Below are 12,716 nucleotides of genomic sequence, written 5' to 3'. Positions count from 1 at the left end.
CAGCGGCCTTTTTTTGGAGCCATACAACATGGCCAATCGTTTCTGTGCTTACATTCTGACCAGCCTTGCCGCGGTCAGCTTCCTTGCCGCGCCAACATTGGCGCAGGACACGCGGGCCGCAGCCGAGCCAGACGACAAGGCTCCTTGTGAACTGCATATCTGGGCCGCCAAGGATTTCGCCAGCATGCCGTTCGGTCATGGGCTTGGTGAACTCGCATTCCATTTTCCGGGCAATCTGGACGAAACCAGCGACCAGCAGTTCGTGGACATCGCCAGTGCCAATCTGCAAATCGAAGCGGTGCTGCGGGCCGACCCCGTCGCAAGTCTCGGTCTGCCAGCGGGCACCGCGGTCGTGACCCATCTCGAAACCGAAGACGAGCGGAGCATAAAGCAGCGCAAGGAGAGGCGCTCGACCTCGCAGGCAACCTGCTATTACGAACTTCATATGGGCTCGAACTATCTCATCGAGGACATCGTCTGGGGAGACCGTTTCACTACGACCTTCGATGTGCGGCAGTATCGCGATGATGCGCAATGGGTGTTCCGTCACCGCGGGGAAGGCGCCAACAAGCTCACCGTTTTTCCCGTGAAGGAAGAGGATGACCCTGCCGAAGTCATAAGCAAGGTGAGCGAGGCGATCGAAGCAAACTTCGTCGAATACGCCCCCAAGGCCAAACGCAATCTGGAGCGCAAGTCACGGCGGCGCTGAGGCGGCAGCATAATGGCCGCCCCGGCGCCGCGTCACTCAGCGGTTCTGGCGCCCCTCGATCAGCCGCTCGACCAGAGAGGGATCAGCCAGCGTCGAGGTATCGCCCAATGATCCGAAATCGTTCTCGGCGATCTTGCGCAGGATGCGGCGCATGATCTTGCCCGAACGGGTCTTGGGCAGGCCGTCGGTGAACTGGATGCAATCGGGCGTCGCGATCGGGCCGATTTCCTTGCGCACCCACTGCTTGAGCTCGGCGAGCAGTCCGGGCGTGCCTTCTTCACCCGCGTTGAGCGTGACGTAGCAATAGATGCCCTGCCCCTTGATGTCGTGCGGGTAACCGACCACCGCGCTTTCGGCGACCTTGGGGTGCAGCACCAGCGCGCTCTCGACCTCGGCGGTGCCCATGCGGTGGCCAGAGACGTTGATCACGTCATCGACACGGCCCGTGATCCAGTAATAACCGTCCGCGTCGCGCTTGCACCCGTCCCCGGTGAAATACTTTCCGGCGTAGGTGCTGAAATAGGTCTGCACGAAGCGGTCGTGATCGCCGTAGACGGTGCGGGCCTGCCCCGGCCAGCTATGCGTGATGCACAGGTTCCCCTCGGTCGCGCCGTCGAGCACGCCGCCTTCATTATCAACCAGTTGCGGACGGATTCCGAAGAAGGGCAGGCCTGCGCTGCCCGGCTTCATGTCGTGCGCGCCGGGGAGCGTCGTGATCATGCAGCCCCCGGTTTCGGTCTGCCACCAGGTGTCGATAATCGGGCAGCGGCCCTCGCCCACCACGTCGAAATACCAGCGCCAGGCTTCCGGGTTGATCGGCTCGCCCACGCTCCCCAGCAGGCGCAGCGAGGCGCGCGAGCGGCTGGTGACATGGGCATCGCCCTCGCGCATCAACGCTCGGATCGCGGTGGGGGCGGTATAGAGGATGTTGACCTTGTGCTTGTCGACCACGTCCCAGAAGCGCCCGTGATCGGGGTAGCTCGGCACGCCTTCGAACACCAAGGCGGTGGCTCCGTTGATCAGCGGGCCGTAGACGATGTAGCTATGCCCCGTCACCCAGCCGATATCGGCGGTGCACCAGAACACCTCACCCGGTTGATAATCAAAGATATAATGGAAGGTTGTCGCCGTCCAGACGCCATATCCGCCGGTGGTGTGGAGCACGCCCTTGGGCTTGCCGGTCGAACCTGAGGTGTAGAGGATGAACAGCGGGTCTTCCGCGCTCATCACTTCGCAGGGACAATCCTCATCGCTGGCGAGATCGTGAAGCCAGTGATCGCGCCCCTCGGTCATGGCGACCTCGCCCCCGGTATGGCGCACCACCAGCATCCCCTTGATCGGGGTGTCGTGATCGGGTTCGGCCAGCGCGGCGTCGACATTCGCCTTTAAAGGCACAGACTTACCGCCACGCAGGCCTTCATCGGCGGTGATCACGAAACGGCTGTCGCAATCCTCGATCCGGCTGGCCAGAGCCTCGGGCGAGAAGCCGCCGAAAACCACCGAATGCACCGCTCCCAGCCTTGCGCAGGCGAGCATCGCGGTGACCCCTTCGAGGATCATCGGCATATAGATCGTGACCCGATCACCCCGCGAAACACCAAGCTTTTTCAGAGCATTGGCCATGCGCACCACCTCACGGTGCAGCTCGGCATAGGTCAGGCTGCGGCCCGGTGAGGCGGGATCATCAGGCTCGAAGATCAGCGCCGTGGTATCCGCCTTGTCTGCAAGATGGCGGTCGACCGCGTTGTGGCACAGGTTGAGAGTGCCGTCTTCGAACCAGGTGATGCCCACCGGATCGTAGGACCACTCCCCGCCCACCGTCGGTGATTTCGTCCAATCCAACCGGCGGGCCTGTTCCAGCCAGAATTCCCCCGGCGTTTCGATGGAGCGGTTGTACATTTCCTCATATTGTTCCGAGGAACAATGGGTTGGAACATGGGGCCTAGGCCGCTCGACAGCGTGGATCATCTCGACTCTCCCTGATTTTGCCCTGCTTTACCTCAGACTACACGGCCCGCGCTGTCAGACAAAGGTCTTAGACCGGGCGCGGCCGAAGGGCCGATGTTTCACATGAAACAACCCCGAAAGGCGTCGCAGGGATGGGGCAAGAGGGGGGCAAGCCCGGGTCAAGCAGGGGGCAAGCGCGAAGCACGAGGCCGCAAGACCCCCGCAAGAACAGGCTGGCACCAGCCACGAAAAACCCCGCCAGCCACAAGGGCCAGCGGGGTCTTTTCACCAGCAAGGGGCGCTTAGAAGCGGTAGCTCAGCCCGGCGCTGATCACCCACGGATCAAGCTTGTGCTCGGTCTCGATCGCCAGCGTGTTGCCGACAAACCAGCGCGCAGTGGTGTCGATGAAGTACCGCTTCACATCGACGCTGATCCCCAGCCCTTTGTCGTTCACCGGAACATCGAATCCGGCTTGCAGCGCAAGGCCGAATTCGTCCGAGAGATTGGTCTCGGTCACGCCCAGCGGCAGGGTCGCGGCGCCGGGGTCATCCTTGAGCCACATGAAATAGGCCGCACCCGCGCCGACATAGGGCTTCACCCCGCCCAGATCGAAGTGGAGCTTGGCCGTCACCGTGGCGGGCAGCAGCAGCGCGTTCGAGACCAGTTCGGCCCCGGCAGGCAGGCCGGCGGTCGCATCGACATCATGCTGGGTGGTGCCGGCAATCGTCTCGATCGAGACATTGTTGCTGACGAAATATTCCACCGCCAGCGTCGGCACGAAATTGTCATTCGCCTTGGTCTGGGTGGTGGCGGGCAGGCCCGGCAGGTTCACGTTGATATCGGTGATCTTGCCATCAGGCGCGACATAGGTGCCAAGCAGCTTCACCTGAATGTCACCGGCACGATCATTGCTATCCTGCGCCATGGCGGGCGTTGCGGCAAGCGCCAGAGCAGCACCGCCAAGCATCAGAAGATTCTTCATGTTTTCGTCCTTCATCGGCAGCAGTGGCCGCCCTCCGCGACCCAGGATGCTTGCTGCCTGTGGGCCGCCGTTACCCCGGCACCGCCCCGATACTCATTGATCGGGATCAAAGACCTTTGCGCAAGGCTGGGCCATTGCAGCCCCATCATGGCGACCATCAGTCCTTCCGCGCTCGATTCCGGGCTGGCCGCATTCCGGGCCGCCTTGCCGGCTGGAACGGGCCATGCCGCTACGGCAGACCGCCTGTGCGCGACAGGGGAGGCTGTGCATCTGCTGCGCGGCCAGCAATTGCCCCCCGATACCGAGGAAGACCGGCTGGTATGGATCGCCAGCGGCTCTGCCAAGCTGGTCGCGCCTCATTCCGGCAATGGTGATGGCAATGGCACCGCGAACGGCAATGGCACCAGCACTGCACCCGGGCCTTGCCAGGTGCTGGCGTTCCATTTCGCCGGTGATCTGGTTTCGGTGCTGCGCAAAAGCCCTGGCGAAGCATGGGGTGATTTCCGGCTGGTGGCGCTGACCGATTGCGATCTGGTGATCTTCCCGGCTGACCGCTTTCTTGATGCGGCCCAGTCCGATCCGGCAGTGCTGCGATCCGTGCTGACCCGCTCGCTTCAGGCGCTCCACCGATCACGCACGCGGATGATGCAGATGGGGCACAAGTCCGCCGCCGCACGGATCGCCGATTTCCTCGTCTCGATGGCAGAACGGTTGGCCGGCTGCACCGAAGGCCCCTGCGCCTTTGCCTTGCCGATGAGCCGCCGTGACATCGGCGATTCCCTTGGCCTGACCATCGAGACTGTCAGCCGCCAGCTGACCGAGCTGCGCGAGGCCGGTCTGGTGACAACCGAGGGACGTTCAAAGGTCCGTCTTTCAGACGTTTCGGCGCTGGCCCGCCTTGCCGGGAGGCAAGTCGTCAAGCCGGACTGACACCCAAAAATTGACACATTTTTGATCTAGATCAACAACAGGGATCACGGGAGCGCGCTAGGGGGCGCGCTGACGGAAGGGATAAATCATCATGGAAGCAGTCGTAAGGCGGCTGGGAGTCTGGGCGCTTGTCCTGCTCTCTGCCATTGTCGCAATCGCACTGACACCCGATAGCGGTTTTGCCATTCACATGGGCATTGTCGCACTGGTGGCAGTGATCGTCATGCTCGCAACGCTGGGTACCTATGACCCGCTGGCCAAGGCGCAGAGCATCTTCAGGATGCCTCCGGGGCCGAGCCGCTATGATGATGACGTGGTGCGCTGGGGCGTAATCGCGACGATGTTCTGGGGCATTGCGGGCTTGCTGGCGGGCGTGTTCATCGCCGCGCAGCTGGCCTTTCCCTGGCTGAACCTCGAACCTTACCTCAATTTCGGCCGGGTACGCCCGCTCCACACCTCTGCCGTGATCTTCGCCTTTGGCGGCAATGCGCTGCTGGCGACGAGTTTCTATGTCGTGCAGCGCACCTGCCGCACCACGCTGGCCTTCCCCGCAATGGCCCGCTTCGTGTTCTGGGGATACCAGCTGTTCATCGTGCTGGCCGCGACCGGCTACCTGCTCGGCATTACCCAGTCGAAGGAATATGCCGAGCCGGAATGGTATGTCGACCTGTGGCTGACGATCGTGTGGCTGGCCTATCTTGCGGTGTTCGTCGGCACCATCGTGCGCCGCCACGAACCGCACATCTATGTCGCCAACTGGTTCTACCTCGCCTTCATCATCACCATTGCGATGCTGCATGTGGTGAACAATCTGGCGATGCCGGTGAGCCTGCTCGGCACCAAGAGCTATTCGGCCTTTGCAGGCGTGCAGGATGCGCTGACCCAGTGGTGGTATGGCCACAACGCGGTGGGCTTTTTCCTGACCGCAGGCTTCCTGGCGATGATGTATTACTTCGTGCCGAAGCAGGCCGGGCGGCCGGTCTATTCCTACCGCCTGTCGATCATCCACTTCTGGAGCCTGATCTTCCTCTACATCTGGGCGGGGCCGCACCACCTGCACTACACCGCCCTGCCCGACTGGGCGCAGACACTGGGCATGGTGTTTTCGATCATGCTGTGGATGCCTTCGTGGGGCGGCATGATCAACGGGCTGATGACCCTGAACGGTGCATGGGACAAGGTGCGCACCGATCCGATCATCCGCATGATGGTGCTGGCGCTCGCCTTCTACGGGATGAGCACCTTCGAAGGCCCGATGCTGTCGATCAAGGCGGTGAACTCGCTGAGCCACTACACCGACTGGACCATCGGCCACGTGCACTCCGGCGCGCTGGGGTGGAACGGGATGATCACCTTCGCCTGTGTCTATTATCTCGTGCCGCGCCTGTGGCAGCGTGAGCGGCTCTATTCGCTGCGCATGATCAACTGGCACTTCTGGCTCGCGACGCTGGGGATCGTGTTCTACGCCGCCTCGATGTGGGTGGCCGGGATCACCCAGGGCCTGATGTGGCGCGAATATGGCTCGGACGGCTATCTGGTGAACAGCTTCGTCGATACCGTCGCCGCGCTCCACCCGATGTATATCCTGCGCGCCGTGGGCGGCCTGATGTACCTCGCTGGTGCGGTGATCATGGCCTACAACATCTGGATGACCATTGCCGGTCATCTGCGTGAGGAAGCCCCGATGGGCGACACCGCGCATGATGAAGCCGCCGATCGCCCCATCCTCCCCGAACCGCAGGCCCAGCCCGCTGAATGAGCGGTGCGAGAAGGAACGCGCATATGAGCAAGAACGCACCCCAAAGCGACGTCTTCGAGGGCCACAAGAAGCTTGAGAAGAACGTCACGCTCCTCGCCGCAGCGACGCTGCTGACTGTTGCTGTCGGCGGGATCGTCGAGATCGCACCCCTGTTCTGGATCGACAACACGATCGAGAAGGTTGAAGGGATGCGGCCCTATACCCCGCTCGAACAGGCAGGCCGCGACATCTACATCCGCGAAGGCTGCTATACCTGCCACAGCCAGATGATCCGGCCCTTCCGGGACGAGGTCGAACGCTATGGCCATTACAGCCTGGCGGCGGAATCGATGTATGATCACCCCTTCCAATGGGGGTCAAAGCGCACCGGGCCTGATCTGGCGCGCGTGGGCGGGCGCTATTCGGATGAATGGCACGTCCAGCACCTCAAGGCGCCGCGCAGCGTGGTGCCGGAAAGCATCATGCCGAGCTATGCCTTCCTTGCGGAGACCGATCTGAAGGTTCCCGATCCGGCCGCCAACCTCACCGCTCTCAGGCGCGTGGGCGTGCCTTACACCGATGCCGACATCGAAAAGGCCGAGGCCGATCTCATGGCGCAGGCCAATCCCGATGCCGACACCGGCGATCTGGCGGAGCGTTATCCCAAGGCGCAGATCCGCGACTTTGACGGCGATCCCAAGCGCGTCACCGAAATGGATGCGCTGGTGGCCTACATGCAGATGCTCGGCACGCTGGTCGATGTGAACAACGTCGCCGCGCAGGAGGAACTGAGCCGGGAGAAGGGCCGATGAGCCTTTATGAAACCCTGCGCCACTTCGCCGATTCCTACGGCCTTGCGGTGATCTTCGCGCTCTACCTGACACTGTGCCTGTGGCACTTCCGCCCCGGCGCAGAGCGCCATGTGGACGCAGCCAAGCACTCGATTTTCAAGGAAGAAGACCATGTCTGACGCAGCTGGGGCCAACAAGCGCATCGACCAGCCCACCGGCACCGAATTCGTCGGCCACGAATGGGATGGGATCGAGGAACTCAACACGCCGCTGCCGCGCTGGTGGCTGTGGACCTTCTACGCCACGATCGCCTGGGCATTGGTCTATGTCATCCTCTACCCGGCCTGGCCGCTGTTCGAACGGGCGACCGCCGGCACGCTGGGCTGGTCCAGCCGGGGCGAGCTCGCCAAGGAGATGAGCGCGGCAGAAGCTGCGCGGCAGGGCATCATCGCCCAGATCGCCGCGACCGATATAGAAGCGCTGGCCGACAACCCGGAACTGATGCAGGCCGCGGTTTCAGGCGGTGCGGCGGCCTTCAAGGTCAACTGCGTCCAGTGCCACGGTGCCGGTGCAGCCGGTTCCAAAGGCTACCCCAACCTCAATGACGACGACTGGATCTGGGGCGGCACGCTGACCGACATCGAATATACCCTCACCCACGGCATCCGCTGGGAAGCCGCCGATGAGACACGGGTCAACTACATGCCCGCCTTCGACGGCCTGTTCGAGCCTGCGCAGGTGGACGCGCTCACCGGCCACGTGCTCTCGCTGTCGGGCAAGGGCAAGTCGAGCCCGGTCGGCGCACAGACCTATGCCGATAACTGCGCGGCCTGCCACGGTGCGGGCGGCGAAGGGATGATCGCCATGGGTGCGCCTGCGCTCAATGACGCGATCTGGCTGTTCGGCGGCACCCCTGCCGAGGTGAAAAAGCAGATCCTTCAGCCCCGCCACGGCGTGATGCCCGCGTGGAAAGACCGGCTCGATCCGGTGACGATCAAGATGCTGGCGGCTTATGTCCACTCGCGCGGCGGTGGCCAGCAGGCAGCGCCCGCAGAGCCGCAAGCGGACGCCACAACCGAGGTTGCCCAGACGGCAAAGGCGGAGAATGATGGCTGACCTGAGGGATTCAGAGCGCACCCCTGCCACGCCGGGCAAGGCCCGCGATTGGGCAGGAGCGCTCGATTCCGAGGCTGCGCCCCCTCGCCTCGCGTCCGTCGCGGAGGACGTCGGCTTCATGGGGTCCGCCCTCTATGAAAAGGGCAAGACGATCCATAACAAGCGGATCGACGGGCCGTTTCGTCGCTTCAAGTGGCTGGTGATGATCGTCACACTGGGGATCTACTGGATCACCCCTTGGATCCGCTGGGATCGCGGGCCTTATGCCCCTGATCAGGCAGTGCTGATCGATCTGGCCCACCGCCGCTTCTACATGTTCGACATCGAAATCTGGCCGCACGAATTCTATTTCGTGGCAGGCATGCTGATCATGGCGGGCATTGGCCTGTTTCTGGTGACCAGCGCGGTTGGCCGCGCATGGTGCGGCTATGCCTGCCCCCAGACGGTATGGACCGATCTGTTCCAGCATATTGATCGCCTGTTCGACGGGGACCGCAATGCCAGGATAAGGCTCGACAAGGCACCGTGGACGCCCGGCAAGATCGCGCGGCGAACCAGCAAGTGGGCGGTCTATATGCTGGTCAGTCTGGCGACTGGCGGCGCCTGGATTCTCTACTTCGCCGATGCGCCGACCCTGACGCAGGACTTCTTCACCGGCGAGGCCGCGCTGGTCGCCTATGCGACCGTGGGCATTCTGGCCGGCACGACCTTCTGGCTCGGCGGGTTCATGCGCGAACAGGTGTGCATCTACATGTGCCCCTGGCCGCGCATCCAGACCGCGATGCTCGATGAAAAGAGCCTGATCGTCACCTACAAGGACTGGCGCGGCGAACAGCGCGGCTCGCTGAAGAAGGCAGCGAAGAACCCCGATGCCTATGGCGACTGCATCGATTGCAACATGTGCGTGGCGGTCTGCCCCACCGGGGTCGATATCCGCGAAGGCCAGCAGATCGGCTGCATCACCTGCGGGCTGTGCATCGACGCCTGCGACCGCGTCATGAAGGACGTCGGCCGCCCGCGCGGGCTGATCGATTATGCCACACTGGAACAATGCGAGGCCGAAGCGGCAGGCGCGCCCGCAACGCCTGCGTGGAAGGCCCTGCTGCGTCCGCGCGTGTTCATCTATTTCGGCGTCTGGGGGGCCATCGGTGCGGGCCTGCTGTTCGCACTCGGCACCCGCACCCACACCGATCTCACCGTATCGCCCGATCGCAATCCGCCCTTCATGCTGCTGAAGGATGGCTCGGTCAGGAATGCCTACACCTTGCGGCTCAGGAACATGGAAGCCCGCCCGCGAGCAATGGAAGTGGCCCTCGTCGGCCTTCCGCAAGGCGCGGTGATGTGGACGGAAAGCGTGAGCCTGGAAAACGCCGCGCCGGTGCAGGTGATCGACGTCCCTGCCAATGAAACCAAGGTGGTGCGCGCCTATGTGCTGCTGCCAAGGGGCGAACAGGCAAGCAGCTTTACCTTCCGTCTCAAGAGCCTTGACGAACAGGGCGAAACCGACCTTGCCGAAACAACCTTTGCCATGCCGGGGAACCCATGATGCACAAGCCCAGCACCTTCACCGGCCGCCACATGGCGATGGTTTTCGTCGGCGGGTTTGCCGTGGTGATCGCGGTCAATCTGCTTATGGCGAGCTTTGCGCTGGGCAGTTTTCACGGCACGGTGGTCGATAACTCCTATGTCGCCAGCCAGAAATATAATGGCTGGATCGCAAAGGCCGAAGCATCGAAGGCGCTGGGCTGGCAGGCCGAACCGCAGCGCCGGGCCGATGGCCGCGTGGTGCTGGAAACCACCGCCGTTCCCTTAGGCGCGGTGATCACTGCCGAAGCCGAGCGTCCGCTTGGTGATCGCGGCACCACTGCCCTCACCTTTAGCCCCGCGGGCGAAGGTCGCTGGCTGTCCGCAGAGAACATCGCGCCGGGCCGCTGGCGGCTGCGCATGGTGATCCGTGCAGGCGGGAACGAATGGGCCGGGGAAAGCGAAGTCCGGTGAATATTGCCACCCCCACCCCTGTGCTGACCCCTGCAACCGAGGCGCTTGCCACCACCCGCTTTACCGTGCCGGGGATGAAGTGTGCAGGCTGTATCGGCAAGATCGAGCGCGAATTGCCCAAGGTTGCCGGGATCGCCGCCGCGCGGGCCAATTTCTCGGCCAAGCGGGTCGCGATCCGTCACGATCCGGCGCTGGATGAAGGCGCGCTAACCAATGCGCTGCTGGCGCTGGGGTTTGAAGCGGCCCCGGTCGCCGACAATCCGCTGGGGGATGACGGCAAGGAGCGCAAGCAGCTCAACCGCGCACTGGGCGTCGCGGGCTTCGGGATGATGAACGTGATGCTGCTTTCGGTCAGCATCTGGTCAGGCGCAGACGGGACGACCCGCGATCTGTTCCACTGGCTTTCGGCGCTGATCGCGCTGCCGGTGATCGCCTATTCAGGGCGGCCGTTCTTTGCGAGCGCGTGGATGGCACTCAGCCACAGGCGCACCAACATGGACGTGCCGATTTCGATCGGCGTGATCCTGGCAACTGCGCTCAGCCTGTATGAAACCATCACCGGCGGCGGCCATGCCTATTTCGAGAGCGCGGTGATGCTATTGTTCTTCCTGCTCGCCGGACGCGCGCTCGATGCCGAAATGCGCACGCGGACGCGGGCCGGGATCGGCGCGCTGCTGGGGCGGATGGGCAAGAGCGCGAGCGTGATCGGCCCGGATGGCACCACCCGGCGGGTGGCGGCGAAGGATCTTGACCCCGGCATGCTGGTGCTGGTCGCCGCGGGCGAGGCACTCGCCGCCGATGGCGAGGTAGCCGAAGGCACCAGCGCGATCGACAATGCCATGCTGACCGGCGAAAGTGCGCCCGAGCCTGTCGCCCCCGGCGCAATCATTCATGCCGGCGCGATCAACCTCACGGCACCGATCCGGGTGCGCCTGACCCGCGTGGCCGAGGACACAGCGCTGGCTGAAATCGCACGGCTGATGGACGAGGCCGGGCAATCGCGCAGCCACTATGTCCGCATCGCCGACCGCGCCAGCCGCCTCTACGCGCCGGTGGTCCACAGCCTCGCCGCGCTGGCCTTTGTCGGCTGGATGATCGCGGGCGCGGGGTGGCACCAGTCGCTCACCATCGCGATTGCCGTGCTGATCATCACCTGTCCCTGCGCCATGGGTCTGGCCGTTCCCGCCGCGCAGGTCGTGGCGAGCGGCGCGCTGTTGAAGCGCGGCCTGCTGGTGAAAGACGGCAGCGCGCTCGAACGCCTCGCCGAATGCGACGTGGCGCTGTTCGACAAGACCGGCACGCTGACGCTGGGCGAACCGCGCGCCGATGTCGCCGCGCTGAATGCCGAGGCGCGCAGCGTTGCACTGGGCCTCGCCCAGACCAGCCGTCACCCGCTCAGCCGCGGCCTTGCCGCCGCGCTGCTGCGCGAAGGGGTCAGCCCCGCCCCTGTCGAGGATCTGCGGGAGGCCAGCGGGCAGGGCCTCACCGGGCGCTGGCAGGGCGTGACTGTGGCGCTTGAACGGCCCGATGATGCTGGCGAAAGTCTCGCCACTACCTTGCGCATCGGGGATCGCCGCCAGACTATCCGCTTTGCCGATCCGCTGCGCAGCGATGTCCCGCAGGCGCTCGCCGCGCTAAGGGCGTACGGCCTTTCTGCCAGCATCCTCTCGGGCGATCGCGCTGCGCCGGTCGATGCGGTCGCGGCCGAACTGGGCCTTGCCGCACAGGCCGAAGCCAGCCCGCAGGCAAAACTCGCCGCGCTGGAGGCGCTGAAGGCACAGGGCCACCGCCCGCTGATGGTCGGCGATGGCCTCAATGATGGCCCCGCGCTTGCTGCCGCCCATGCCTCGATCGCGCCCGGCACTGCCTCTGACGCCAGCCAGCAGGCCGCTGATGCGGTGTTTATCGGCGAGACACTGATGCCGGTCACGCTGGCCGTGCGCGTGGCGCGCAAGACCATGACCATCGTGCGCGAAAACTTCACCTTCTCGATAGGTTACAACGTCCTCGCTGTCCCGTTGGCACTGATGGGTCTTGTCACGCCGCTGATCGCCGCCATCGCCATGTCGGTGAGCTCGCTCGTGGTGGTCGCCAATTCGCTGCGTCTCGCCGGGAGCGCCAAGGAATGACCGGCCTTGCCTTCCTGATCCCGATTGCGCTCGGCATGGGGTTGCTCGGCCTTGTCGCCTTCCTGTGGTCGATGCGGCACGGCCAGTATGACGACATGGACGGCGCAGCCAATCGCATCCTGATCGACGATGAGGAACTTGGGGAGGACGAGGCATGAAGCGCCTGCTTTCCTTCGCACTGGCCGCGCTGGTGCCGGTGATGCTCGGACCTCTGCCTGCGCAGGCCGAGGTGATCACTGCCAAGTTGTGCAACGGCGGCACGATCACCATTCCGCTGGGCGATGATGCGCCTGCACAGGATCCGAACTGCCACCCCAAGGGCTGTCATGCGGGCGCCTGCCGCGAAAAGGACAAGCGCCGCATTTGATCTCGCGC

At 64.0% G+C, this 12,716-nt stretch carries 13 protein-coding genes; 11 read left to right on the top strand and 2 right to left on the bottom strand.

The genetic code is table 11. From position 1 onward, the window contains the following. The first annotated feature begins 28 nt into the window (after positions 1 to 28). A complete protein-coding gene (locus tag CHX26_RS06680; RefSeq protein ID WP_104941699.1) occupies positions 29 to 709 on the top strand; it encodes a hypothetical protein in 681 nt (226 codons plus the stop codon). A gap of 36 nt (positions 710 to 745) precedes the next feature. On the opposite strand, the gene acs is transcribed toward CHX26_RS06680, so the two are convergent. After that, positions 746 to 2,677 (bottom strand): acetate--CoA ligase, encoded by a 1,932-nt coding sequence (gene acs, locus CHX26_RS06675; RefSeq protein WP_104941698.1) that lies wholly within the window; start codon positions 2,675 to 2,677, stop codon positions 746 to 748. Positions 2,678 to 2,958: 281 nt separating this feature from the next. Beyond that, entirely contained in the window at positions 2,959 to 3,639 is a 681-nt protein-coding gene (locus CHX26_RS06670; RefSeq protein ID WP_233997312.1) for an OmpW/AlkL family protein, read from the bottom strand. A gap of 147 nt (positions 3,640 to 3,786) precedes the next feature. Between CHX26_RS06670 and CHX26_RS06665 the strand changes: the two genes are divergently transcribed. From CHX26_RS06665 to CHX26_RS06620, 10 genes are all read left to right on the top strand, one after another. Continuing rightward, entirely contained in the window at positions 3,787 to 4,569 is a 783-nt protein-coding gene (locus CHX26_RS06665) for a Crp/Fnr family transcriptional regulator (RefSeq protein WP_104941697.1), read from the top strand. Between the two features lie 91 nt (positions 4,570 to 4,660). Further along, complete coding sequence (gene ccoN / locus CHX26_RS06660) at positions 4,661 to 6,328, top strand: cytochrome-c oxidase, cbb3-type subunit I (RefSeq protein WP_104941696.1); 1,668 nt, start codon at positions 4,661 to 4,663, stop codon at positions 6,326 to 6,328. Between the two features lie 23 nt (positions 6,329 to 6,351). Continuing rightward, positions 6,352 to 7,119 carry a cytochrome-c oxidase, cbb3-type subunit II gene (gene ccoO / locus CHX26_RS06655; protein ID WP_104941695.1) on the top strand — a complete coding sequence of 256 codons (768 nt, stop codon included), beginning with the start codon at positions 6,352 to 6,354 and terminating at the stop codon, positions 7,117 to 7,119. Then, positions 7,116 to 7,277, top strand: a complete 162-nt coding sequence (locus CHX26_RS06650; protein ID WP_104941694.1) for a cbb3-type cytochrome oxidase subunit 3 — start codon at positions 7,116 to 7,118, stop codon at positions 7,275 to 7,277. The genes ccoO and CHX26_RS06650 overlap by 4 nt, the downstream gene beginning before the upstream one ends. Then, a complete protein-coding gene (ccoP, locus tag CHX26_RS06645) occupies positions 7,270 to 8,214 on the top strand; it encodes a cytochrome-c oxidase, cbb3-type subunit III (RefSeq protein WP_104941693.1) in 945 nt (314 codons plus the stop codon). Before CHX26_RS06650 ends, ccoP begins: the two co-directional genes overlap by 8 nt. Positions 8,215 to 8,332: 118 nt before the next feature. Further along, a complete protein-coding gene (ccoG, locus tag CHX26_RS06640; protein WP_104943315.1) occupies positions 8,333 to 9,760 on the top strand; it encodes a cytochrome c oxidase accessory protein CcoG in 1,428 nt (475 codons plus the stop codon). Next, positions 9,757 to 10,212, top strand: a complete 456-nt coding sequence (locus tag CHX26_RS06635; protein WP_104941692.1) for a FixH family protein — start codon at positions 9,757 to 9,759, stop codon at positions 10,210 to 10,212. Before ccoG ends, CHX26_RS06635 begins: the two co-directional genes overlap by 4 nt. After that, entirely contained in the window at positions 10,185 to 12,341 is a 2,157-nt protein-coding gene (locus CHX26_RS06630; RefSeq protein ID WP_104941691.1) for a heavy metal translocating P-type ATPase, read from the top strand. Before CHX26_RS06635 ends, CHX26_RS06630 begins: the two co-directional genes overlap by 28 nt. Next, positions 12,338 to 12,499, top strand: a complete 162-nt coding sequence (ccoS, locus tag CHX26_RS06625; protein WP_104941690.1) for a cbb3-type cytochrome oxidase assembly protein CcoS — start codon at positions 12,338 to 12,340, stop codon at positions 12,497 to 12,499. Before CHX26_RS06630 ends, ccoS begins: the two co-directional genes overlap by 4 nt. After that, a complete protein-coding gene (locus tag CHX26_RS06620; RefSeq protein ID WP_104941689.1) occupies positions 12,496 to 12,708 on the top strand; it encodes a hypothetical protein in 213 nt (70 codons plus the stop codon). Before ccoS ends, CHX26_RS06620 begins: the two co-directional genes overlap by 4 nt. Positions 12,709 to 12,716 lie beyond the last annotated feature (8 nt).

The organism is Porphyrobacter sp. HT-58-2, from assembly GCF_002952215.1.
GTDB lineage: Bacteria > Pseudomonadota > Alphaproteobacteria > Sphingomonadales > Sphingomonadaceae > Erythrobacter.
Note: the sequence above shows the minus strand (reverse complement) of the source record. Positions and strands in the feature narration are given on the sequence as shown.